This is a genomic window from Marinobacter sp. SS13-12 (genome assembly GCF_030227115.1).
Taxonomy (GTDB): domain Bacteria; phylum Pseudomonadota; class Gammaproteobacteria; order Pseudomonadales; family Oleiphilaceae; genus Marinobacter.
This window is the reverse complement of the sequence record NZ_JASSUA010000005.1, coordinates 118,228-140,205: the sequence shown is the minus strand read 5'-3', so window position 1 is coordinate 140,205 and position 21,978 is coordinate 118,228. Positions and strand designations below refer to the sequence as shown.

The 21,978-nt window shown below is 52.9% G+C and carries 22 protein-coding genes; 2 read left to right on the top strand and 20 right to left on the bottom strand.

The window, feature by feature from the left end; genetic code table 11:
• The first annotated feature begins 38 nt into the window (after window positions 1-38).
• Window positions 39-932, top strand: a complete 894-nt coding sequence (locus QPL94_RS20165) for a dihydrodipicolinate synthase family protein (RefSeq protein WP_285359680.1) — start codon at window positions 39-41, stop codon at window positions 930-932.
• 55 nt (window positions 933-987) lie between these two features.
• Window positions 988-1,593, top strand: a complete 606-nt coding sequence (locus tag QPL94_RS20160; RefSeq protein ID WP_285359679.1) for a LysE family translocator — start codon at window positions 988-990, stop codon at window positions 1,591-1,593.
• A 188-nt stretch (window positions 1,594-1,781) separates the two neighbouring features.
• Here QPL94_RS20160 and QPL94_RS20155 read toward each other — a convergent pair whose 3' ends face one another.
• The 20 genes from QPL94_RS20155 to QPL94_RS20060 form a co-directional block, all read right to left on the bottom strand.
• Window positions 1,782-2,762, bottom strand: coding sequence for a S49 family peptidase (locus QPL94_RS20155; protein ID WP_285359678.1), 981 nt, complete (start codon window positions 2,760-2,762; stop codon window positions 1,782-1,784).
• Window positions 2,763-2,765: 3 nt separating this feature from the next.
• The gene (locus QPL94_RS20150; protein ID WP_285359677.1) at window positions 2,766-3,233 is read right to left on the bottom strand and encodes a lytic transglycosylase domain-containing protein; all 468 of its coding nucleotides are present in this window, start codon (window positions 3,231-3,233) and stop codon (window positions 2,766-2,768) included.
• Window positions 3,230-6,400 carry a conjugal transfer protein TraG N-terminal domain-containing protein gene (locus QPL94_RS20145; protein ID WP_285359676.1) on the bottom strand — a complete coding sequence of 1,057 codons (3,171 nt, stop codon included), beginning with the start codon at window positions 6,398-6,400 and terminating at the stop codon, window positions 3,230-3,232. The genes QPL94_RS20150 and QPL94_RS20145 overlap by 4 nt, the downstream gene beginning before the upstream one ends.
• On the bottom strand, window positions 6,397-7,779 hold the full coding sequence (locus tag QPL94_RS20140) for a conjugal transfer protein TraH (protein ID WP_285359675.1): 1,383 nt from the start codon (window positions 7,777-7,779) through the stop codon (window positions 6,397-6,399). The genes QPL94_RS20145 and QPL94_RS20140 overlap by 4 nt, the downstream gene beginning before the upstream one ends.
• Entirely contained in the window at window positions 7,779-8,609 is an 831-nt protein-coding gene (locus tag QPL94_RS20135) for a conjugal transfer protein TraF (protein ID WP_285359674.1), read from the bottom strand. The genes QPL94_RS20140 and QPL94_RS20135 overlap by 1 nt, the downstream gene beginning before the upstream one ends.
• A gap of 10 nt (window positions 8,610-8,619) precedes the next feature.
• On the bottom strand, window positions 8,620-9,087 hold the full coding sequence (locus QPL94_RS20130) for a S26 family signal peptidase (protein WP_285359673.1): 468 nt from the start codon (window positions 9,085-9,087) through the stop codon (window positions 8,620-8,622).
• Window positions 9,077-9,805 (bottom strand): type-F conjugative transfer system pilin assembly protein TrbC, encoded by a 729-nt coding sequence (locus tag QPL94_RS20125; RefSeq protein ID WP_285359672.1) that lies wholly within the window; start codon window positions 9,803-9,805, stop codon window positions 9,077-9,079. Before QPL94_RS20125 ends, QPL94_RS20130 begins: the two co-directional genes overlap by 11 nt.
• 25 nt (window positions 9,806-9,830) lie before the next feature.
• Window positions 9,831-10,817, bottom strand: a complete 987-nt coding sequence (locus QPL94_RS20120; RefSeq protein ID WP_285359671.1) for a TraU family protein — start codon at window positions 10,815-10,817, stop codon at window positions 9,831-9,833.
• A gap of 72 nt (window positions 10,818-10,889) precedes the next feature.
• On the bottom strand, window positions 10,890-11,468 hold the full coding sequence (locus tag QPL94_RS20115) for a hypothetical protein (protein WP_285359670.1): 579 nt from the start codon (window positions 11,466-11,468) through the stop codon (window positions 10,890-10,892).
• Window positions 11,434-12,897 carry a conjugal transfer protein TraN gene (gene traN / locus QPL94_RS20110; RefSeq protein WP_285359669.1) on the bottom strand — a complete coding sequence of 488 codons (1,464 nt, stop codon included), beginning with the start codon at window positions 12,895-12,897 and terminating at the stop codon, window positions 11,434-11,436. Before traN ends, QPL94_RS20115 begins: the two co-directional genes overlap by 35 nt.
• Window positions 12,867-14,747 carry a hypothetical protein gene (locus QPL94_RS20105; protein WP_285359668.1) on the bottom strand — a complete coding sequence of 627 codons (1,881 nt, stop codon included), beginning with the start codon at window positions 14,745-14,747 and terminating at the stop codon, window positions 12,867-12,869. The genes traN and QPL94_RS20105 overlap by 31 nt, the downstream gene beginning before the upstream one ends.
• Window positions 14,747-17,248 (bottom strand): TraC family protein, encoded by a 2,502-nt coding sequence (locus tag QPL94_RS20100; protein WP_285359667.1) that lies wholly within the window; start codon window positions 17,246-17,248, stop codon window positions 14,747-14,749. The genes QPL94_RS20105 and QPL94_RS20100 overlap by 1 nt, the downstream gene beginning before the upstream one ends.
• A complete protein-coding gene (locus QPL94_RS20095; RefSeq protein WP_285359666.1) occupies window positions 17,245-17,835 on the bottom strand; it encodes a TraV family lipoprotein in 591 nt (196 codons plus the stop codon). The genes QPL94_RS20100 and QPL94_RS20095 overlap by 4 nt, the downstream gene beginning before the upstream one ends.
• Window positions 17,835-18,998, bottom strand: a complete 1,164-nt coding sequence (locus tag QPL94_RS20090; RefSeq protein WP_285359665.1) for a TraB/VirB10 family protein — start codon at window positions 18,996-18,998, stop codon at window positions 17,835-17,837. The genes QPL94_RS20095 and QPL94_RS20090 overlap by 1 nt, the downstream gene beginning before the upstream one ends.
• On the bottom strand, window positions 18,998-19,750 hold the full coding sequence (locus QPL94_RS20085; protein WP_285359664.1) for a TraK domain-containing protein: 753 nt from the start codon (window positions 19,748-19,750) through the stop codon (window positions 18,998-19,000). The genes QPL94_RS20090 and QPL94_RS20085 overlap by 1 nt, the downstream gene beginning before the upstream one ends.
• Complete coding sequence (locus tag QPL94_RS20080; protein ID WP_285359663.1) at window positions 19,743-20,324, bottom strand: TraE/TraK family type IV conjugative transfer system protein; 582 nt, start codon at window positions 20,322-20,324, stop codon at window positions 19,743-19,745. The genes QPL94_RS20085 and QPL94_RS20080 overlap by 8 nt, the downstream gene beginning before the upstream one ends.
• A 3-nt stretch (window positions 20,325-20,327) precedes the next feature.
• A complete protein-coding gene (locus tag QPL94_RS20075; protein ID WP_285359662.1) occupies window positions 20,328-20,597 on the bottom strand; it encodes a type IV conjugative transfer system protein TraL in 270 nt (89 codons plus the stop codon).
• A gap of 26 nt (window positions 20,598-20,623) precedes the next feature.
• The gene (locus QPL94_RS20070) at window positions 20,624-20,989 is read right to left on the bottom strand and encodes a hypothetical protein (protein WP_285359661.1); all 366 of its coding nucleotides are present in this window, start codon (window positions 20,987-20,989) and stop codon (window positions 20,624-20,626) included.
• 2 nt (window positions 20,990-20,991) lie between these two features.
• Window positions 20,992-21,708 carry a DsbC family protein gene (locus QPL94_RS20065; protein ID WP_285359660.1) on the bottom strand — a complete coding sequence of 239 codons (717 nt, stop codon included), beginning with the start codon at window positions 21,706-21,708 and terminating at the stop codon, window positions 20,992-20,994.
• Entirely contained in the window at window positions 21,705-21,938 is a 234-nt protein-coding gene (locus QPL94_RS20060) for a hypothetical protein (RefSeq protein WP_285359659.1), read from the bottom strand. Before QPL94_RS20060 ends, QPL94_RS20065 begins: the two co-directional genes overlap by 4 nt.
• Window positions 21,939-21,978: the final 40 nt, after the last annotated feature.

Genomic DNA, 21,978 nt, shown 5'->3' with positions numbered 1-21,978 from the left:
AAGGCATCCGCCTTTTCCACGACTTCGGAGGATTCATTGTGTTTTCGGGCCTCAGCGCATTTCCTTTAACCCCTATGAATGAGCGCGGTTTGGACGAGGTGGCATTTGTTCGATTAATCGAACGGCTCGTTACTGCCAACGTCGATTCGATAGGCGTGTTGGGCTCCACCGGGAACTATGCCTATCTGACCATGGCTGAGCGTGCGCGTGTAGTAAGGCTCGCTGTAGAGCACGCAGGGAATGTTCCGGTGATGGCCGGTATTGGTGCACTGCGTACGCGCGATGTACTTACACTGGCTGAAGATGCAGACGTTGCTGGCGTCAACGGCGTACTGCTAGCGCCTATGTCCTATCAGAAACTGCTTCCTGACGAAGTTTTTGGCCTCTATGAAACGGTAACGCAGGCGCTGTCGGTGCCGCTTTGTGTTTACGACAATCCGGGCACTACGCAGTTTCATTTCAGCGACGAGCTCCACGGACAAATCGCGCTTCTTCCGAACGTGGCGTCAATTAAGATTCCCGGAGTGCCTGAGGACCCGACTGAAGCAAGGTCGCGGGTTGAAGCGCTTCGAGCACGCATTCCATCAAATGTCACTTTGGGTGTAAGCGGAGATGCCTTCGCCGCGACTGGTCTGAATGCCGGATGTGACGCCTGGTACTCAGTAATCGGGGGTGTGTTTCCCGCTGCAGCACTTGCGATTACCCGCGCAGCTCAGGCCGGGAACGCGCAGGAAGCGACACGTTTATCGAAACGATTACAGCCCTTATGGGAATTGTTCAACGAATCTGGAGGAAGCCTGCGGGTTGTCGCAGCTGCTGCGGAATTGCAGGGAATTGCCGAGTCTCCGTGTTTACCGCTGCCGCTCAAAACCCTTGATAAAGAGGGGCGTCGACGACTGGCGAACTTGATTGATGAGCTGGATTTATCGTGACGCAAATGTCGCTCCACGACGGTCAATACAACGGGTTAAAAGCGGAGGGTTTTGAGTGGATTGGGGACTTTTAATCACTTTCGCTACAACCTTCGCGTCAATCCTGGCTCTGCCTGGGCCGAACGCTGCATTTGCCGTAGGACAGTCCCTTAAGTATGGCGCACGGAAGTCGCTGGCAGTCGCAGTGGGTTTTATGCTGGCAACCTGCGTCCACGGGATACTTGTGTTATCCGGATTGGGCGTACTGATACAACGCCATGCAAGCGCACTGGTACTGCTGAAGTGGTGTGGGGTTGCTTATCTGACGTATCTCGCCATAAAGGCGTTCAGGTCCGGGGTAAATATTGTAACCGTTTCCTCTCAGACAATGACCGTAAGCAAAATGATGCTAAGCGCAATGGCAGTCTCACTGACAAATCCTAAAGCACTGCTGGCGAGTCTGATGATCTACCCGCTATTCATCAAGTCTTCCGGCACTTATATCTCTCAAGCGGTAGCATTGGTGGCAGTCGCAATGGCGATTTCTTTTTCCATATACGCGACCTACATAGTGGGAGCATCCAAGCTGGGCAAGCATTTGCGGGGGAGCAAATGGGCCAATAAGATCGTCGCGTCGTTCTACTTGGGCGCAGCTGGTGTGTTGGCTTCCAAATCAACATAACTCAAAGCGAGCCCTTCGGCCTTTGATCTGAATGTCCGCTTTGCGACCCGAGCGGCCAATTTATGGTGTCACGACCATTCGATAATTCCCTTTTCGGTCACTGGCGATGGGAAAAACATTGAACCGATAGTGACGCAATCGGACGTGTCAGGCCGCACTTGTGTGAGGCCTGCAACTGGCAAGGGTGATTAAAGGCGTGGTATTGAGTTAGTAGCGCTGTTGAGAATGTTCAGCGTGGCATCTTCCAGCCATGCCTCAGCAACCCTTGGCAGCCTCGAAAAAAGTCCCGGTTTTTGGGTGTAGTCCAACGCATGTTGAGCACCGAACTCGCTTTCAAGAACTCCGTGATAGGTTTCGATACCATCTACTAATCCTAGCTCGACAGCTTCGTGTCCCGTCCAATAATCTCCTGTAAACAAATTTTGATCGCTGGTTAGCTTGTCTGCACGAGAATCCTTCACCACAGCAATGAACTGTTGATGAATGTCGTTGAGTACCGATTGAACCTTTTGTAGATCTTCTGGATCGGTGTCAAGGAAAGGGTCCAGTCTGCGTTTATTTTCTCCGGCAACGATAGTCCGTGCATGAACGCCTACTTTGTCGGCGAGATCTTTGAAGCCAAATGATTGCTGGAATACACCAATTGATCCGGTGAGTGTGGAAGGATTCACAAAGATCTTGTCGGCTGCGACTGCGACCATGTATGCGCCTGAAGTCAGCATGTCATCCCCCAGGACTACCAAATGTTTACCGGTCTCTTCCTTTAGATCGAGCAGGTACTTGTAGAGTTTGTGGGATTGGACAGGCGTACCGCCGGGTGAGTTGATGACCAGAAGAACGCCTTTAGCCTCTTTGTCGTGAAATGCCTGGTAGAGATGGTTTTCGATTTGTTGGAATGAATTGGCCTGTCCTGCTTCGATAGGTCCATCGAGGCGCACGAGGGAAACATATTTGCCGTCTTTGGGGATGGTGGTACCACCAACGATCCCGGTGCTGTAAAGCATATTGGTGGCAAAGATAGACACAACCACTAGAACGAACGCGAAAGTTCGCCAGTTTGCACTTCGGCGAGTCTTTCGCGTCTCGGTCATTATTGCGTCCGCGAACGCCCGCTGCTGCTGCGTAAAGGCCTCAATCAAGGTCTGCTCCGTGCTTTTTTCCGGTTCCATTTTCTATTCTCCGATACGTTGAAGTGCATTACGGACTTTCGCCACATAATTCAGGCGAGCTCGCTGTACTTTTGGTTTGGTTGAGAATCCGGCGTTGTAGGCTCCGACAGCGGCCCACAGGTTGCCTTTTGTGGTGACGAGGTTTTCGGCAAGGATCCAGGCGCCAACATGAATATTGGCGCAAGGATCGCGAACCAGAACGGGTGCGGTTATGCGGTAGGGGCGCAACCGCTCTAAATGCTGGGAGTTGATCTGCATCAACCCATAATCTCTGGAACCGTCGCTATTGTTGCCGTTAATAGCGTCGGTCTGGTTGTTACTTTCAACCAGAGCGATTGCCTTTAAAAGACGAGTTGGGACCTGATAGCGTCCCGCCGCCTCCGAAAAACATTGCTCGATGTTTGGCGAAGCAAAGCCTGTAGATGCTGTCATCGCAAGAATCAGAAGAGGCGATACGCGAAGCAGGTTCATCGCTTTCTTCCCCGCCTATCAACGCCGTTATCCTTTTCGGGGTATGGCGACTCGGGGTTATCAAGTTCCGAGAGGAACTTGAATGCAGTATCGGCCTCAGCTTTTTCCTCGCCATAGTATGTCTGGAATTCGCTTTGGACGTGCTTTGCAGCGGCCATATAAGTGTCTTCGCCGGGCGGAACTTCCTTTCCGTTGAGAATGTCAAAGGTTTGTTCGGCCATCCGAGAAATTCGCTCTCGTTGCATGTCTGCACTTTCAGATTCTTGGACACCTTTATTGGTATACCCAACAAGCGAGCCTGTTAAGCCAACGTTTTCCAGCACGCCGGTTGATACACCTGCTTCTCCGCGGGTTCCAATTCCAAAATCTCCACTTATCGAACTAGAATTCACGGAGCTCAACATTTGGGCTAACTGGCCAATTACATTAAATCGGTCGCCTTCTTGACCATCACCCTTCAGTTCTTTGAGGACATCTGCCAGATGTCTGGTGTCTTCGGGATCTTTGCTCATTGCCAGTTTGCCAATGCTCGGGATCACCACTCTCTCGCCGACATCAATGGTTTTAGCATCTGTTTTGGTTTGTCGGCTGTCCTCGGTAATTGAATTGTTGCTAGTCGCGCTGTGGCCGGAAAGTGCTCCGCTATGGACGACATTTCCGTTGGAGTCCAGAGACATTTGCACTCTGGTTCCATTCGGGCTTGCGTCTACTTGCTCCTGAGTAAACCATCCTTTCTGCACTAGTTCCTGCATCTCATCTTGCGTAAAAGAGTAGGTTCCAAGATTGGCCAAGCGTTCGCGGGATACTTGTTCGTTGAGATCAAGCCCTGTTGCCGAAGCAACTTCGGCTCTTGCGCCCATTTCAGCCGAGGTATTCGCCATATGTTTCGCGTTTTCAAATCCACGAGCGGTAGCAAATTGTTCGGGAGTAATATGTTGAAGAGCTGCATGATCGCCGTGAGCGGTTGCGGCGCGCATAGCGCCAAGAGATTCGTAGACTTCATCCACTGACAGGTTGTTATCCCTCATGTACTCCATGACGCCGGTTGTCTGGGCGTAATTCATGGAGGATGTGATTTCCGCCATTTTTTCGACTTGGACTGGATGCCAATCGGTAGCACCAAGTTGGCCTAAAAGCCCCGCGTTCTTAGCTATGGAAAGAGCCATCCACGCCTGTCCATCGCTCATTCCTTCGTGATTTTGCTGAATGCGGTCGGCCATGCTTGCCATTGTGGAAAGCTCCGAACCTGTATTCATCACACCGTATGTGGTATCCATCACAGCTTGTGAGTACGTTGTCATCCCGCGCTTTTGAGCGGCTTCGTCTCTTCCATCTGCAGAACCTGTCGTGTTGAGGGTGCCGAGTCTAGCTGTGTCTGAGGAACGTTGAGCTAACTGTCCCGGCGAGCTTCCGCCTGCAACTTCTGCCGTGCCTTCAAGCTCACCGGAGATCTTTCCACCATCTATGGCGCCCCAACCTTTACCGCCATCAGTGGGGGTGTTGTAACCCATGCTTCGAAGCTGAGACATTACTTCAGCGCTTCGATAGTGTTGGTGAGATTGATCTAGTTCTCGGACAGAAGAAACATTGTCCCATCCAGCTTCAGCCATCAGATTCGCAGATCCGCGAGCACTAGCCAGGGCATTCAGATGGTTCATGCTCTCGACAGGCGATTGGCCTTTGGCGGCGGCATCAGCGCCAGCCGAATCGGCATGGCCGGACCAATTGCCAGCCAGCGAGGTAAGTCCGTAGGGCGACATCTTGAAGAGCATTGCTGCAATAAAGGCGGAAATGGTGATGCCCATGCCGCGGGCCTTCCCAAACAGAGATAGGGCTTGTGTCGCGCTCTCTGGTGCGAGAAATATCGCGGAAAGACCCATGTTGTGGCGTTTTATTTCGTCTACCGCATCGTAAGCCTGGTCCACAGCGATCTGCGCAAGAATCACATCCATAACGCCCCACAGCATGATCCATCCGAGCAGTGCCACGATCAGTTTCAGGGCCATTGGGAAAAGTGGGGTGACGATGAACAAAGCCAGAATTGGAATCAGACCCAATACGATTGCTGTCACTGAGGCTCGAATTTTCGGCATCCATTCGTTGGCGCTCACCGCAATACCCAGGCCGTTGTTCATCATCGAGCGATTCGTAAGTGCCCGGATCCCCGCATCGGGGTTTTCATCGAGCATAACGCTGGCGATCGCATTGCTTATCACAACGTTGCGTAGCAGCTGGGTAGGTGGTGCTGCAGCCGCCCCGAAGACATTAAGATTCATGTTCTGAATCTTGGTCTCACAAGCGGTTTTCTGGGCGGGAACAGCAACGTCAAAGCCGCTTTTGGTACAGACCGAATTAAGATGCTCATCGAAAGTAGGAGCAGCATTTAGGGCTGGTTGTAACACGTTGTCAAAGGCATCGGTACAGCTCATGACGGTGCCGGCTTTGTATGCGCCAGCGGCGTACATGGTTGTGAACATGGCGGGGGACTTCATATCTTCTAGCTGATTCAAAAGATTGTCGGTGCCGCTTTTGATTTCGGCCAGATCAACGGCATAACTGGGAAGAACTAACGCCAGCTTCGAGCAATCTTTGAAATACTGACGAATGGACTTTTGAAGGTAATAGTCCGACGAAAACGTTTTGTCGGTGGTGGCGTTGAGAAGGAGCTCGAAACCTACCCCCATCCCTTCTGTACCATAAGGATGCGCAGCGGAAGCATCGACTATTTCCTGAACGGCCCGCTCTGCTTTGTTGGTCATTCCGGCCACCAGAACGATCAGATCTGGAACATCTGGAACGGCCTCGTAAGCGTTGCGAACAGGGTCATACACGTGGACAGTGCCGGTTGGTGTGATCAAGGCCTTGAAGACAGCGACGCCGATCAGAGTAGTCATGAGCCATGCCAGGCTGAGGCCAGTTGCCGACTGCTGGAAGTTAATGATTCCTTTACCAACCGTGAACAAGCCTCCAAGAAGCAAGCCCAGGACCACTGCAACAGCAAACAAGGTGGTGTACTGGTTATTGGCGAAAACCAAAGATATTCGCTTGAATGCGTTTACCGTCTCAGTGAACCCATCGTAGGTGTAGAAATCCATATCGAGCGCAAGTGCTGTGCTGGGCAACGCAACGGCGAACATTAAAGCCAGAAGCGGGAGAATGCGTTTCATTGGGTAATGTCCTCAGCGTTCCGGCGCAGGACTTCTTCCTGGCGTTTTGCTTGAGCCGCTGTAAAGGCAATGTGTGCCATCTGTTCTTCGGTCTTTTTCAGGTAGCTATTTCGAGCCGCCATGCGGAATTGGTAGGCGTCCTTCTTGATACCCGTAAGATGATCGGATACCTCGGCATAGACCGTTCGATCGCATTGCGGTCCGGTAGCGCCGGTATTATTCATAACCGCATCTATTTCCCGCATCATGTTGTCGATGGTGTTGTACAAATCGTCAACCATGTAGAAGGCATAGGCGTAGGCCACGACTTCCTCGGTGAGAGCGATCGCCATGGCCTTATCGCCCAAGGCGATGGAATCAACGATGATGGGCAGAATGGGAATGGGGGATGAGGTCAGGAATGCTTGCTCGGCGGGCGTCAAAGCCGTTTTAGTTTCGATTTTGGTGGCAATGGCATTCATCTGGTTGCTTACCAGGGCGAGAAGACCGCCCGGTGTAGCAGAATCTTTCTCGCAAACAGGTCCGCCGGCGGTTTGCACCTTCTTTTCTGCATTACCAATTACAAAATCATCGACACTGGATTCGTCATTGTTCGGGCAAGAGCTAATTGGCTCTATAACCGGTGCTTTGACGGCGGCTGTTGCGTTAATCATTACATCGCCCACGAATCCACGCATGGTATCGACATAGGCGAACCCGAATTCGTCGGCTGCGTTCTGTAGTAGTGAGCCGGTTGTGAAGATGTTTTTAAACTGGGTTGGGCAGTCTGCAGTAAGCTGCTTTATATCTTCGGTCGGTTCCTGGTTGGAAGCGGTTTGATTTTCTGTGGTCTCGTACCAGCTTGTTACCGAGCCCAGTGCGGTTCCCACCTTCGCATCCAGTGTTCGTAGTCTGTTGCTGGCAGCATTGCCAATAAAATCACCAACTGGCTCACCTAGTTTTTTGGCAAACTGACAGTCATTGATTTGAATGCCGTTTAGATCGTTGATGATTTTTTCGAAGCTCTTCATGGTTTCGGAAAGCTCTTTGCTCATCACCTTCATGGCAGTGTCGAAGGCTATTGCGGGAGCGGCCGCAATCATGTTCTGGAGCTTATCGACGAGGTAATCCGGGTCCAGCATCGTCATCCCGCCAAGGAACACGTCCACACCACCGCAGCCTGCAGAGACCCTGGGGGGAGAGATCGTGAGAAGAGGGTCCGTTGAAACGTTGAATCGGGCAGAGTAGGACCCTGCAGAGTAGAAGCCTCGTTGCTGGTTCTTGTAGCTCGATGCGCCACTGGACGTGGACGATGCAAACCAGTCATCAGTCCAATCAGCAATCGCTGTGGGCGGCGCGCAAAGCGCCAAAACAAGGCCTGGGAGAATAAGCTTTTTCATTATAATGCCCCTTCTTTTGGCGCGCCTGGGTCAAAGAATCCACCCTGACGATATTCGGGCGTCAGGAACTGTTCTGGCGTCGTCTCACCGCGTAAATAACGGATCGCACGATAGGCGTTGGCAGTAATTTTTGCCGCCGACTCGACACCCACAGCCACTGGCATCCATCTCTCGCTGTTCCTCTCAATTAGGATCACCATCGGCGTTACTTGAACGTCAAAGCGTGCTTGAGCGGACGGGTTCCTGTTGATGTTCACCTCAGTCGTTTCAATGCCCGTGCGGTCAGAGACAAGTTTGAGAATGTTCCGTTGCGGAGAGCAATAAGGGCACTCTTCGGTTGAGAACAGTGCCAACGCATACTGTCCTCGATAATTCCCGAGGTACTTCGATTGATTACTCGCACGTTGTTGCAGTTCTGCTTTGCGACCTGGTGCGGTGATTGGATACTGCGATGCGCCATTGAGCTGCGGGTTTTGCAACATGACCATGTTCGAGACGGCCGTGAAACCGGCTGCTTTGCGGCGAACAACGTCCTGAATTCGGTAATAGGACAACACACTTTCAGGTGTCCTGAGCCAGACCGCTTCTTTCAAGTAGTTTTCAAGCATGGCTTTGAGATCATCGGGGTGCATATCCATCATTTCCGAGGCCGATGGCGGCGGTGGGAGCGGCTGTCGCTCCGCTTTCTCTGGATCCTCAGACTCAGAGGGCTTAACCGGCTCTTCATACCAGTGGTACCCCTTGATCTGGGTATCTTGGTCCGGTTGCTGAACCGCCATTGCGGAGAAACCGATTAGACAGAGAGCCAAAAGCGCCAAATTACGTTTCATGATTGGTTCCTCAGAAAATGGCTTTCAGGCGCTTCGCGGCAGACACGTCCACCAAGCCCCAATAACGGCTGTCGAAAGAGTCCGGATGAGAGCCGTAGGCCCAGGCTTTCCCGGCTGGAATTGGTCCAGAAAAAGCAAATAGGGGCAGCGCCTTACCCGTGAGCGTCTTTGTTTTTGCTCGCCCCAACGGCTCGCCGTCGCAAAAGAATTCGCGGCCTTGTTGAGAGATCTCCTGACCAGCCCAGCAGGCCAATTTCTTACTGATCAAAACCGGCTCTGGTCCGGCCAGTTCGTGGGTCAGCAGGAAAGACGCATAGTCACCGGGGCCTGGACGCTCCGAAGTGCGCCAGAACACGCGATGATCGAGGGATTCTGATGTGGTGACGTTGATGTGATCCCAGGCGTAGGAAACGCCTATAGCGAGTGGAATACCGACCACTACTGTCAGAATGACGTTTTTCGCTTTTTCATTGAGCATTTTGATTCTCCATTCGGGCCAGCAGTGGCTTGGCTGGTGTGCCACCGTCCATCATGGTCAGATGCTCCAACAGACTTCGAAGACTGGCGTCGCCGTAAACCACAGGAACGCCCATGCCTGGAGGGGTCGCCCCTTTCTCGCAGTAGCTTTGAAAATCGAATTCGGGTTCAACAAGCAGTGCTGGCACTTTCGTAATGCCGTGGTTTTTGAATTGGATGGGATCGACCACCACATCGAGAGAGCGCATCACGCATTGAGGGCCTTCACAGGCGGGGTTTCTGCGAAGCACCTTGGAGATAAATTCCATCGTGGGTTGTGTTCTTTCAAGCCCCCCGATCATGCCCCGCATAACCATCACGCCGCCGACCTTCTCAAGATCGCGGGCGTAATTGCGGAGAGTGATTTCGGGCATTGAGCTCGAAATAAAGAGCAGTGGGCGAGAGCTTGGTCCTTCGCTATCTGGGTCGTCAGACTCGACAGGATCCAGTCCGGCATCGGCCCTCAAAAGACTCAGAAATTCGTTTTTGCGGGCTTGCCACTGTTCACTTTTTACCTCTTCCATCACATCAGACACCCGAGACCGCATAACCTCGGAGTTCATTGCTTGGTCTTTCGCGCGTTTGGCGGCCGCCAGGTACTCTTCTGGAATATCGATCTGGTCTGGCAACGTTGGGATTTCTTTCTCGTTGGCCATGACCATCGATGCGGTCAGGCTCAAGGCCAGCACTAGGCAACGATCAGCGTTAGTACGAAACACAGCAGTTGAGCCTCCTGAACACCATCCATGAAAAGTTGTCGCCGCCGGCAGGCGGATGCTTGTAATGACTCCACAACAGGCCGGTCTGCCCGATGGGCCGACAGCTATCGTCCCGAACGGGCTTCATCAGCTGAAGCTTGTATTTGTCTTTGGACCAGATGGGTACGGGAGCTGTGTAGCAGCCGTCGGATGACGATTCTTTGAGCAGGCCCATGCGGGCCATGAAGTAAATCCCTCGCGCAGCAATCCCGGCATTGGCCGTGACATAATCCGTGCCGGTGATGGATCCGGCCAGTGGGTAAGCCCCTGACCAAGAGCCCATGCACCAGAAAAGGGAGTTAACGGGCCTTCCAACCAGAGCCCCTGCCGAATCGGCCGCACAAGCCATTTGTGCGACAGGGTTTGCAAACAACAAGGATTCGGGATGAATCATCAGAGAGAGAATTTCGTTGTTCCAGGTGGGGACGAGCTCAGTCATCATCGCCACATCAAATTCTCTTTCGGCAATGCAGGGTATGTCGTAGAAGAGGCCTAAAATGCTGAACGCCGGGAAGAAGTAATAGTGCATCTGTTGGAACGTCTTCGACTGCCCATCTTCCTGCATGTGAGCGCCGCCCAGCTTGCCGCCGGTGTTCATCAGTTTGAATCCCAAAGGCATCATGCAGTAGGGATCGGAAACCGTATCGATCAGACGGGCAGGCTCCCACATAGAAATCCCTATGCCATAACGATTGATAGCACCTGTGGTGCAAGTGCAAAGCGGGGAGGGCGTGTCTGAGCCGGGATCCGGCATACCGGAATCGCCTTTGCCAATGCTGAGTCCGCCGATCCGAATCGGAAAGATGCACTGCCAGGAAACATCCGATATCGGGTTCAACATGCTGGACGGGCATTTCGATGCAAGTGCGGCCTGGGGCAATAATGTGCCCAGAAACAGGAGAGAACACAGCGCAACTATACGAGAGATCATCATGGCAAAAGACGTCCGGAAACTTTCCGTCAGTCTAGCCTAAAAGTATATGCACGTATATAGCACTATATGAATTTAGAGGTTAATCGAATGCTCTTCGATTCGGAGGGTACTGCCCTCCTGGGTCACGATTGATGGGACGTATTGTAGAGCCAGTCGGTCACGAACCGGAGGCGTCAGGATAAAAACGGGACGCTGGAGCGCCACCGCTATATCGCGGTAGTCGCCTGATGTGATCATGACCATATCTGTTGCTTTGAGATTGCCTTGAGCCCACTCCAAATCCTTATCTGAAATAAACACCAGGCGTTGAGGCAAGCGAACGTGCTCCAACGGATTGAACTGGAATCCCTTGGGATAAATGACGCGGCCGTTCTGGTCTTTAACATCAAACTCAGCCACGTAATACGGAATGTGGTACCGGGCTCGATCCTCTTGCGCTCGAGGCAGTGAAACCGCTTTTGCAGCGGCATTTCGAGCTACCCCATCGCTCATAACAGCTTGCCAATCTACCGCTGCAACCTTGTTCTCGATTTCAACGAGTGCATCCGGCTCAACGATTTCATAGGTTCGTCCGAGAACCTGTGTCTCCGTTGCACCCACAAGACCAGCGAGAAGGCTACTTATTATTATCGTAAAAGTCCGTAATGCCATCGGAAACCTTTCCTTCTATTTGAGTCATTGTGTCTGGTACCAAATCGCCGTAGTAATCGCTGAAATCGATCTTGGAAAAATCAATGGATTGGAATTCTTCAGGCGTGAGGCCCCGACAGTTTGGATTTTCAGAGGTGCCGAATCCTGAAATTGTGCTGAGTTGGGCTCGGCCTTGCTGGTGAATGATGCGACCCATCTTGCTGTTGAAGCAGCAATAGCTTTTTGACTTTTGAACGCAGCCGACTAAAGCCCATTCCTCCCGGCAGAACTCACCAACCTCGTAGCAGAACCCTGATCCGTTTAGCATTCCAGTCTCGGTGCTGGTTTGGTCACAAGACTGCGTGAAGTAGTCCATCACTGCACCGGCCATTGCCATTGGATCGATCAGAGCCCCGTAATCGCCCATTACGTCACTGACTTTCTCGGCTGCGGCATTGCCCGCAACCAGCGTTGGCGCTCCAATGGCTAGGGCTGCCTCATATTCGGATTTGCCCTGTGTGACAGCATCGAAAAGCTGCGTAATGGCTTGAGTGGGGGAGCCGGAACCCCCCGTGTCGTCGGATAAAATCTTGTCCGTAGCTTTGCAGCAATTTTGGAACGCCGTGCTAACTCCCGCCTTGTCACAGCGCATCGATCTTCCTGCAAAAATCATCACCTGGCTTAGGCAAGTCCCGTCAGCCGCCACGTTGCCATCGTTTGAGTAAACGCCAGTGTCGATATCGTCGGCCAGCGGTGGGCTAGTATCGAGATCGACGCAAGCATTAGGGCTGCACTGTTGCGTGCCAGATGAATTAGCCATGCAGGAATAGGTGTTACCCAATGGGCAAGCGTAGGCAGTCTCAAGAGCACAGGTTTCTGAGGTCGTTGAAAAGGAAAATTGGCCGCCGGTTTGAGTGGTCATTGCTCCGGCATAAGTGTCCGTGATCTGCACGGAACCTTGGAGGCCGTTGCCGCAATTCGGTGCCGTGAGAACGGTAAGAGCTGTAGCGCCCGGAAAGTTCGTGCCTGCCAGGCTGGGAGAATTCCAGACGGTGGCACCGGTAAAATTAACAGGGTTGCTGTTCGTGCAAACGCTGTCGAAATCGATTGTTGGGATTTCTGCTGTAACGCCTGGAGCGCTGGAGAAGGTGCCTGCAACTAAATCGAAGTTCAGAATGAATGTGCCAGTTTGTTTGGCGGCTTTAACATCAAATGTCATCGGAACAGGACTGTTACAGACCATCGTATTGCTTGAGGAACAATCAACTGCCGAGATCGGACACAGCTCGCCACCAGGTGAGCTAAAACACGACGCTGTTTCGCCGGCAGTGTTTAGTTCCCCATCCATATTGAGGTCCTGGCCGCACGCCCAATTGGCGGCTTGAAGGCTCGCGGGTCTAACGATCAGGAGCACCGCAATTAGGGTGAGCTTGGAATACCAGTTGTGCATATGGTGTCTCTTCCGGCCATGCGAACAGCCTGAATTGTGGCGGCCGCTTCATTAAACTCGTTGAGACACCCGCAGGCCTGGACCACGGTTTCACCGGGGCCGGCAGGGCAGGTGCCGCTCGAACATTCGTGATAGAAGTAATCAAATGTGGTCGGGCTGGTGCGGTTCTCTCGAACAACACCATCCTGAACCGCGTCGTTGGCAAGCCTGGGTTTGCGGGTTTTACACGCTTGAGTGCAGGAGTCCACCGCTACCTCTTCAAGCGTGGAGAGTGAGCCCGACGGCGTAAGAACCGAGCCGCCCGGCTGTTTTAGGTAATCCTGGTAGCCTGTCGAACTGGTGGTTGTCTGGACGTTATCGACTCTCTCTAAAGCATCGTCAAAATTGTATGACGCTGGAGTGCTGCATTCGTAGGTACGGCTCTTCTCCCACCAATCGCGGGTCACAGGTACGTTGCAGTAGCTGGCTGTGAACGTTCGCGTCGATGGCAACGGAGAGAGGCCAGTGCTCACAAATTCGTTAATCGTGTTTACCGAATCAGCATCTTCATTTTTCAGATCACAAGCAGGATCGTCGCGATACACGACGCATCCATCGCTAATGCTGTCCGGTGAGATATCACATTGGACATCGAGAGTTTTGAAGCGGAAATTTCCGCCAAGCCAATATTTGGCGCTGCTGCTCCATGCCGTGTCCTGGATTTTAACTCGACCTACCATGTCATTAAGGCAGGTGGGTGCTTGAAGAATACTAAAGCTAACTGTGGTGTCGAAATTTCCCCACATGCCTGTCGCGCCGCTCCAGAGTGAGTAGCCGGCGGCACTGATTGAGACTCCTTTGGTCACGCACAGATCGTCGTAGTCGAGTGTTGGAACGATTGCTTGGAGGTTGGTGCCGTCGCTGGGACTGGATTTGCTCCAGGTGCCTGTTTTGAGATCGAACTCAATGGTCACATAGTTCCTGCCTTGAGACGCAATTTTCACGTCAAAATAACTATCGGAAACTGTTTCGGTGAGCGTCATGGACCGCTCGATGTTGCAGGTTGCGAGCGAAGATGTATTCGCTGTGGCTGCTGCTGATGTGGTGATCATTGTGAAGTTAGAATCAGTGCTAGACGCCGCAAAGGCGTCACTGGCGATGCTGCCCGGGCTGCTGTTGTAGGCTTTTAGCATCGGAGATCCAGCGGCGCAGCCACCCGCTTTCTGAGCGTAAAACTTGATCATTGGTCCTGTAACACCGACTTCGGATACGGTCAGATAATCAAGCTGGGAGGTCAGTGCTCCGGTGGCACCGCCTCCTAAGTCGTTAAGCACTTTATCCAGATTACTCATTACCAGACCGGTGCCGCAGCTATCGTTAACGCAATAACACCCGCCCAGGTTTTCAAGCGCCGTTGGCACCATGCCAATTTCTCCCGAGCCGTTTACGTTCCAGGCAAGGGCGTTGCAGTTATCCCAGGTTCCCGGGTCGCAGGACAGCGCGCCGTTGGCACAGACTCCGGAAATAGGGACGGATGGCGCAAAAATGTTGTCGGTAGTGCCATCAAGATCGACATCCTGGGAGACGGTAAGTGTGCCGATATCTCCTCCAGTAGCAGGCGCAACGAAAATTTCTAGGAACTTCTGGGACCCGGAGCAACCGATTTGAGAAGTGAAGCTGCTGCCGTCAAAGGTTTTCATGGAGTCGGCAGACATCAGGGGCGTTGTGAAGTTTTGTTGGATCGATTCGGCGCTCCCGTAGCTACTCCGGGCGTTGTTGACCGTATCTTCGGCCGTGGTCACGGATGCAGGATCGGCCGGTGCGATCGAAGGCGCCAGCGTGATCAAACCAACCAGGAGCCAGCGCTTCATTACAATGGCACTCCCGAGAGCTTGGAGACAGCTTGGGCCGGGGTCATTCCCTGAGCTATCAGCGCGTTGTACTTCGCAACTTCCTTGCCGTCTGACGTCGCAATCCAGTGGTTCCATGGATCCACAGAGAGTCGGCCGATGCCGCGGCCAAAAGGTGTATCAAAGAAGATCTCAGAGTATTTAGGCTTGTTGGCCTTCACTGAGGTGAGAAGATCGACGGCCAACCCTTCATAGTCCAGAACCCCCTCATCAACGGCTTTTGCGTAGTCTTCGCACTCCAGATAGAACTTAAAGGCCGCGTTGTTCTTGATGACCTGCCCAACCGGCCCGAATTTCCGCAGATCCAACGGGCTCTGGGTCACGATACCGAAGGCCCCGGAATATTTTCTTGCCCTTCTGTATCCCTCTTCGATCAGGTTGCCAAGGCGATTGTTCTCTTCGCCCCGTGAATCGGAGAAGTAGCGCCAGGCTTCCTCGAACAGGACGAAGCGCTGTTCTGAGCGGTCTGACAGGTAGAGATCCTGAGTGACAGAGTTCATCACTTGCATGATCACTACATTGAACAATTCTGCCTGTCCGGAGAGCTTTTCAAGCTCCAGGACCACAAAACCGTCATTGGAAATATCGAAGCCACCGGCACCGTTGAAGAAGCGCCCGTAGACGCCTGCTGTGGTGAAGTCGTGGAGGTTGAAAGCCAGCTCGTGTGCCTTGGCAACGGCACTCGCCAGCGGCTCGCCCTGTTCTTTGGCGTTTTTGGGATAGGTCTTGAGGTAATGCTGAACCGCGTCAATGCCATTTACAATGTCGCCTCGATCGGAGGTCCAGCGAACGGCCTCTTTGATCAGCGTCCATTCGGTTTCATGGAGAGGCTGACGAGACGCCGAGTACGCCATTTCCGCGAGTATGTTCGCGGTTGTCATGAGATCCGCGTTGCGATCATCTTCATCTTTGGAATTGGAGTTGAAGGGGTTGATGGTGATCCGTTCTTTGCCAAAGTCCATAAATCGACCGCCGACCATATCGCACTGCTTTTGCAGCGAATAGCCGATGTCCGTCACCCGAACGAGAGACCCGGAAGCATAGTAGTTTTTGCACAGGTCGTTGAGGGTGTATGACTTGCCCGCACCGGAGCCAGCGGCGATCAGGAAGTTATGGTTGGGTGCGCGTTTGTCGAAAACATCCATTCCCACTAACTGCCCCTTGCGACCCACGTAGAGCAGGGCAGGATCACTGGAGCCCCTGAAATCTCCCTGAATTGGCATGAAGCGGGCGACCGCGCTCAGGGGTGCGTAAAAGTGGCGGTCCAAGAGACTGATGTTCTTATCGATGTCATATAAGCCAAACGGCAAGGAGGCAATCAGCATCGGTTTTTCGAGCACTGATTCTTCCTGCATTACGAAGTCTTTCGACTCCCACAGCCGGCGAGCTCGGGACACTGAATCGATGCACTCGGCAGCCGTGTCGCCCAGAATGACCAGGGATGGAATGATGGTCATAAAGCGCTCGGATTCGAGTTTGTCCAAGGCCCAGGAAAATTCTTCTGTTCGTTTCTGAATTGCCTTTGCGAAGGATCCGGTGCCCTTTTGGGCCATGGTGGCGCTGGCCTTTTGGTGAAGACTCGTTTTGATGTCTTCAAAGACGATGTTTAAGCTAAAAATAAACGGGGTGGTGATTTGGTCGGGATCGTCGGCCGCGCCCATCACACCGCCGGTAAGCGTATTCGTCGTAAAGGTGTCGATGGATTTGGCGTTCACTTTCGGCGTGATAATTCGCCCAAAACGCTTTCCAAGACGGAAAGGCTGTTCTCCCCCATAAAACTCGATTTTGGTGTCAGAGCTGATGATCTGCTTTCGGATCGGCAAGCGATCATCGAAATTCCCGTTGGGGTCAGACTGTGGGTCGTTGAAAAACTGTCGCGCCCAGGCCACGAGGTCTTCCGGCTGCATTCGTCGGGGTGCCAGATGAGCGGCTTGCAGCGTCTCTTCGGCGATTGATAGCACTTCGCTGGACAGCGGTTTAACGGTTTTGATACACACAAATGAGCGCCAGTTTCGAACCGGGATGCCGTGATAACAACGCATCCCCTTGGTACCGGCCCTCAGAAATTGTGTGTACTCCTCGATGGACTTTTGAAGCAACGGCGTTTTGCGCTGCTTATTTCTCGAATACGCTTCAAGAATGCCGTTCACGTTATGGTCTGGCGCGAGCAGGATCTGAATCTGGGTGCGCTTCGGAAAGTTGACCGAAAGGAAGGTTTCCAGCTGCTTGAGATCCCGGCCGCCGAGAAACGTCAGAGGGCAAATCTCAAATAAATACCCACACCGATTGTCCAGAGTCCGGAACGCCCCCAATTCATCATCAAAACTTACCCAGGGTAAAAAGTCCGAGAATTTGTCGCGAGAAAGCTCTTTTTCGAGCTCCTTATGTGTAACTCCGCCGTGATCGCCAACAATCAACGACCAGATTTTCGAAAAAGGGCTGTGCTTTTCCTGAGCGGTCATTCGGCACCTCCCTGATATTGATCAAGTAAAGAATCGGTGAGCTCTGGCTTCTTATAAAGATACTGACCCATTACAAAGCGCGGCTCATCGACGATGGAGTAGATGTAGCGCGGCATATATAGCCGGTTGCGCTGGAGCTCACTAGAGTAGGGCAAGATCATGGTGCGGACCGCGCGAGGCGGCTTGATCATCGGCGTTTTGGGAGCCTGCACCATCGTTCCAAGCTGGTCATAGACCTGATCGCGGTAACCGCTGTAGGCTAACGCGGGCGGCGGAATTGCAACACCAGCGGCAGTGGCCGGTAAACGCTCGACGCTTCTCGCTGATGCGCCGATAGGCTGTTCTTTGACCCGTTGTGAGCCGGACCTCTGGGTTTGGCGCTCGGATCGTGCCTGCCGGTTCTGCTCCGAGGCCCGAACCATATGGGGGTACTTTTCTACGCCCGTAACAGCCTCTTCATAAGCATCCTCTACACTGATGCATTTCCCGAAATTATCTTCGAGATTGCAGGAGAACTCGTTTTCATAGGGCACCAGCGAGCACCCACCGAGGACGCTGAGAGCCAGGCACACGGTCAATGTTTTCATTATCCTTTCTCCATGATGTCGAGGTCTGTTCCCTTCTGAATCACAACGGTGAGCCTTTTTGCGGCGCCCACTTCAATGATCGGAACTGTTTGTTTTGCGAGGTCCAGGAATAGCTTCTGGACAGCCTGAGATCCGGACTTGAGAGCCTGGCCACCGGCGGACTGAACGATGGAGTCGGTATCGACAATTTGAGTGGTACCAAGGGCGGATGTTGAGGTAGTGGCGGCTGCGCTACTGATACCGGCCCCGGCGCCCTCAAAAAGCCCGGCAACGATGGTTCGCATTAAGTGAGCGCCCATTTTGGAGACCACGGGTCCGGTCAGGCCTCGCACCCCGTCACTGTCCGCAACGAATCCTTTTACAGGCTGATCAATGACGGCCGTGCCATCCAGGCTCATGCACGAGAGGCTAACGAGCTGGAGGTTCACCCGCTCTTGCGCGAGATTTGCCGTTGCGTTCGCGATGACAAAGCAGCCCTTCAAATTGGCCTTGACGCTGTTAGGAAGCACGGCAGGAGCCTGTACTCTGAGCATCACCGGCTCCGGATTGGCGTCACCGAGTTCTGAGGTAAGGGCTCGAATACCAGTCAGCAGAATTGCTGGCATGTGACTCGGCGGCATGTAGATCGAGTTCTTTTTTTTTGCGCGAGTCTGAGCCTGAAATTCCGCACCAGGAGCCCGTCCAATGCCGCCAATAACACGGGGCTCAACCGGTATGTTGTTGAGGGACTGGTCCGTGCCTGTGTAGCCGGGTACATAGCTAGGTGGCTCGGGGTAAGAGACTTCACCCGCAGCGGGCGCTTCGAGATCGGCTAGAGGATTGATCAATTCATCCTCCCGAGCACGATCGCCTTGTTCCCTTAGCGTGTTCTGAGAGCTTTCAAGGGCAGCCAATACGGATTCGTATTGACGCAACCGGCTGTCCATTTCGCGCTGAGTCTCCCCGACCTGTTTCAGGTCACGGTCCACCTTGGCGCGGATGTCGTCCTCAAGCAGATCAGAGCCGAGAGATAGATCTGTCGTTTTGGTCTCTTTAACAACCTCAACTTCTTGGCCTGATGCGTAGTAAACGAACAGCAGCATCATGATCAATCCGCCTGCTATGCCGTATTTTCGGCATTTCAGCTTGTCTTCGGCGCTTAGGCCGGACCACCAGGCAGTCATTAGAAGCCCTCCTTGGAAACCACAAACAGACGGCCGATTTGACCGGGTTCAAGGCGAATTGGGTCGATCGTTACTGCGAAAATGGATTCGCCGATAGCAGTGCTCAGGAAGTCGGTTTCACTGTAAGTGGTGCCAGTGTTGGAGCGCACCAGGAACTCCTTCAATGACAGGCCCAGACCATCCACACGGATGGTGCGGCGTAACGCCAATTGTGTGTTTGGCTTTGAAGGCGCTTTGCGGCCATGCCATTGATCAGCCTCACTGCGGGTCACCGTGAAGCTGTCCGGAATGTCGTCCTGCAGAGCGGCCATGGTCAGATAGATGGCCCGCTCTTCATCCGGCAGGGGAGAGAGCAGTTCCTGATTTTCTTTAATGCGGTTCTTTGCGCCCGTGGACAGACGAATGGTCTGCCCCGGTATGTTTTTCGGAGACACCATCAAGGTGTAGATCTCGCCAGCACAGACAAGGTAGAACTCGGATCGCGCTGAAACGTATTCCTGGTTCAGCCCATCGTCTTGAATTAGGAACTTGATGAAGCTGTTGCTTCCATTGTTCTCAACAACAATCCCTTTTTCCTGGGAGAAAAACGCGTCGTTGATCGCACCGTCTATACAGGTAACTCGGTTAATGTCGCGGTTGGACATCTCAACGGGCGTGACAACATCAGGCTTCACGGTTTGTGTGTGTCCGAATGCGGACAAGCTAATCAGCATTATTGCCAGTGCCGCATTGGTTAAGGTGTATTTACGCATCGTTTGATACCTCCTTGATGCCGGTGAGCCAGAAACGACCTTGATCCAAGGCATAGGAAATCTGGTAGGTCACGTTTTCAGTGCTGGTCACGGAATCGCCTACGATCCGCTTTTTAACGCCTTCGACGTGGATTTTGTTGTCGCCCACTTTTTTGATGTCGCGGTTTCCACGCCACTGCACCACATAGGACACGGTGGGGTAGCGTTCGATACCGTCGGCGAGCTTGGTAAAGAGGTCGCGATAACGGCTGTATTGGTCGGGGTGAATCAGGGGTAGCAGCTCATTCAACTGGCGTCGTGCCGTCGCCGCCGAAAGATCTCCGGCCATGTGAACGATGTAACGGCTCATGGAACGAAGGTAATCGTTGGAGGCCTCGTTTCCGGTAAGCCAGATGTCACCTTGACCGCCAATCGGGATAATTTGGACGCGCTGTTCGTCAAGCTTCGAGGAAATCGTGGCGGTTTGAAAACCGGCAAAGATGACCACGGCAACAAACCCAAACTTGAGCAATCGGTTCTCAGCGAAGACGTTGCTTGAATCCTGGACAAAAAGACTGGAAAAGAGACTTTTCATAAATCACTCATGGAATTGGGTGGCGGTGGGAAAGGGATAGCCTTTGAGCTCAAAAAAGCCGTTGGCATAAGCCAGGTGGCTAAACCAACCTCGGGCTCGCTTTCGCTTCATAGGAATGAGGAGGGCCGGACCGATGAACAGCGCCAACCAGGCAATGCCACCGAAAATGGCAGCGCCAAGATAGAAGATCACGATGATCGCCATTTCATGCGCGTCAAACCACAGAACTTGAAGCGGTTGATGAAGGTAAATCGGTAGTCGTGATTCGTTCATGGTCGGCCTCCTGAATACCCTTTCGCTTAGACGATCATGCCCAGCGATGTGGTGATGCTGTCAGCCTTGATCATGGCGGTACCACCAAGAACACCACCGGCTGCAAGCATCCAGTTTTTGGTGATCTGAACTGCCGAAATCAGGATCGCAGCCATGCCACCAACGAAGCCGACAGGGCCTTTCAGCATGTCGTTCACAGCAACGTCGTACAGGTCAAAAGCGAATGTACCGGCCGCAGGTGCAGTGATCGCGCTCGCACTCATAGAGCCCAGAACCAGCAAAGGAACGGCGGCTACAGGTGCGGCGGACTTGAAGGAACCAAAGCGGGCTTTGGCAATGGCGCTCAGACGAAGCATTTCGTTGTGAGCAGTTTGAGAAGCAGACACTTTCATTATTAACTCTCCTTGGTTTTGGTAGCGAGGTAGTTGGAAATCACCTCTTTCCGAAAGCCCGTTACTGGGCTTCCATCGAGAATCAGTGTTGGCGTTCCTTGAACTCTCCACTGGCTCGATACGTTGGCGTGAACCTCAAGCTGAGCTGCGCCGGTTTCGCAGGTCGCAGTTGGTTGGGATCGACGCAAATAGATGTCATCAAAAGCGGCAGCTTTATCCTCCGAACACAGAATGTGCTGGGCTTTTGCCGGCGCGGTTTGGGGGTGGATTGATGTCATGAAAAAGATCACGCGCTTTACCGGGACCTTCGAATCACGAATGAATTCGTCGTAGCGCAGGCAATACGGGCAATCAGGGTCGGTAAATTCGATAATGGGTATGCCGTTTTCAGGACCGAGAACGAGCGCTTGGTCGTAGGGAAGGTCTTCAAGTCGAAGGCGGTTGGCCCTGGCTATCGCTTCAGCGGTGAGCGACTGGCCTTCGAGGTCATAAATCTCGCCAAATAAGAGGGCGTTATTGGCAGGAGAGAAATAAATTACCTGAGCCCCGCTTAACGTCACCTCATACAGCCCATCGACTGGCGCCGGCCTCACATCGTGGATTTTGGAATTTGAAAATTTCGCGGACAGCGTTTTCTTAACCGCTTCAAGGGTTGTTGCATTGGCTGTTAGCGCGAGCGCAATCGACACGATTGCCAAAACGATGCGAGAAAATTTCATTGAGAGGACTTCCGTGGTTGGGATTTGTTCAGCTCCTGCAAGAGCCGAGGATCGATGTGAACACCGCGTGCGATCTTTTCCAGTTTCGGTTTAGGCAGACGGGCATGGTCCAGAATGACCCAGCTGCCATCTGCGAAAACCACTTCGCTTGTTGGTTTGCTGGCCAGAGCGGGAGTGGTGATCGCACTCAACAGCACAGCAGCGACAAATATAGTGTTAGGCGTTTTCATATAATCTGTGCAACCTAAAGGCGGTGACTTACACAGATGA

Bases quoted from the DNA above. Each gene is read 5' to 3' on its own strand.
- QPL94_RS20065 (WP_285359660.1), bottom strand. From the start codon at position 21,708: ATGAAATTTTCTCGCATCGTTTTGGCAATCGTGTCGATTGCGCTCGCG.
- QPL94_RS20085 (WP_285359664.1), bottom strand. From the start codon at position 19,750: ATGCGTAAATACACCTTAACCAATGCGGCACTGGCAATAATGCTGATT.
- QPL94_RS20100 (WP_285359667.1), bottom strand. From the start codon at position 17,248: ATGACCGCTCAGGAAAAGCACAGCCCTTTTTCGAAAATCTGGTCGTTG.
- QPL94_RS20090 (WP_285359665.1), bottom strand. From the start codon at position 18,998: ATGACTGCCTGGTGGTCCGGCCTAAGCGCCGAAGACAAGCTGAAATGC.
- QPL94_RS20130 (WP_285359673.1), bottom strand. From the start codon at position 9,087: ATGCTCAATGAAAAAGCGAAAAACGTCATTCTGACAGTAGTGGTCGGT.
- QPL94_RS20060 (WP_285359659.1), bottom strand. From the start codon at position 21,938: ATGAAAACGCCTAACACTATATTTGTCGCTGCTGTGCTGTTGAGTGCG.
- QPL94_RS20105 (WP_285359668.1), bottom strand. From the start codon at position 14,747: ATGAAGCGCTGGCTCCTGGTTGGTTTGATCACGCTGGCGCCTTCGATC.
- QPL94_RS20145 (WP_285359676.1), bottom strand. From the start codon at position 6,400: ATGAAACGCATTCTCCCGCTTCTGGCTTTAATGTTCGCCGTTGCGTTG.
- QPL94_RS20095 (WP_285359666.1), bottom strand. From the start codon at position 17,835: ATGAAAACATTGACCGTGTGCCTGGCTCTCAGCGTCCTCGGTGGGTGC.
- QPL94_RS20075 (WP_285359662.1), bottom strand. From the start codon at position 20,597: ATGAACGAATCACGACTACCGATTTACCTTCATCAACCGCTTCAAGTT.
- QPL94_RS20115 (WP_285359670.1), bottom strand. From the start codon at position 11,468: ATGGCATTACGGACTTTTACGATAATAATAAGTAGCCTTCTCGCTGGT.
- QPL94_RS20080 (WP_285359663.1), bottom strand. From the start codon at position 20,324: ATGAAAAGTCTCTTTTCCAGTCTTTTTGTCCAGGATTCAAGCAACGTC.
- QPL94_RS20150 (WP_285359677.1), bottom strand. From the start codon at position 3,233: ATGAACCTGCTTCGCGTATCGCCTCTTCTGATTCTTGCGATGACAGCA.
- QPL94_RS20120 (WP_285359671.1), bottom strand. From the start codon at position 10,817: ATGATGATCTCTCGTATAGTTGCGCTGTGTTCTCTCCTGTTTCTGGGC.
- QPL94_RS20155 (WP_285359678.1), bottom strand. From the start codon at position 2,762: ATGGAACCGGAAAAAAGCACGGAGCAGACCTTGATTGAGGCCTTTACG.
- QPL94_RS20140 (WP_285359675.1), bottom strand. From the start codon at position 7,779: ATGAAAAAGCTTATTCTCCCAGGCCTTGTTTTGGCGCTTTGCGCGCCG.
- QPL94_RS20135 (WP_285359674.1), bottom strand. From the start codon at position 8,609: ATGAAACGTAATTTGGCGCTTTTGGCTCTCTGTCTAATCGGTTTCTCC.
- QPL94_RS20070 (WP_285359661.1), bottom strand. From the start codon at position 20,989: ATGAAAGTGTCTGCTTCTCAAACTGCTCACAACGAAATGCTTCGTCTG.
- traN (WP_285359669.1), bottom strand. From the start codon at position 12,897: ATGCACAACTGGTATTCCAAGCTCACCCTAATTGCGGTGCTCCTGATC.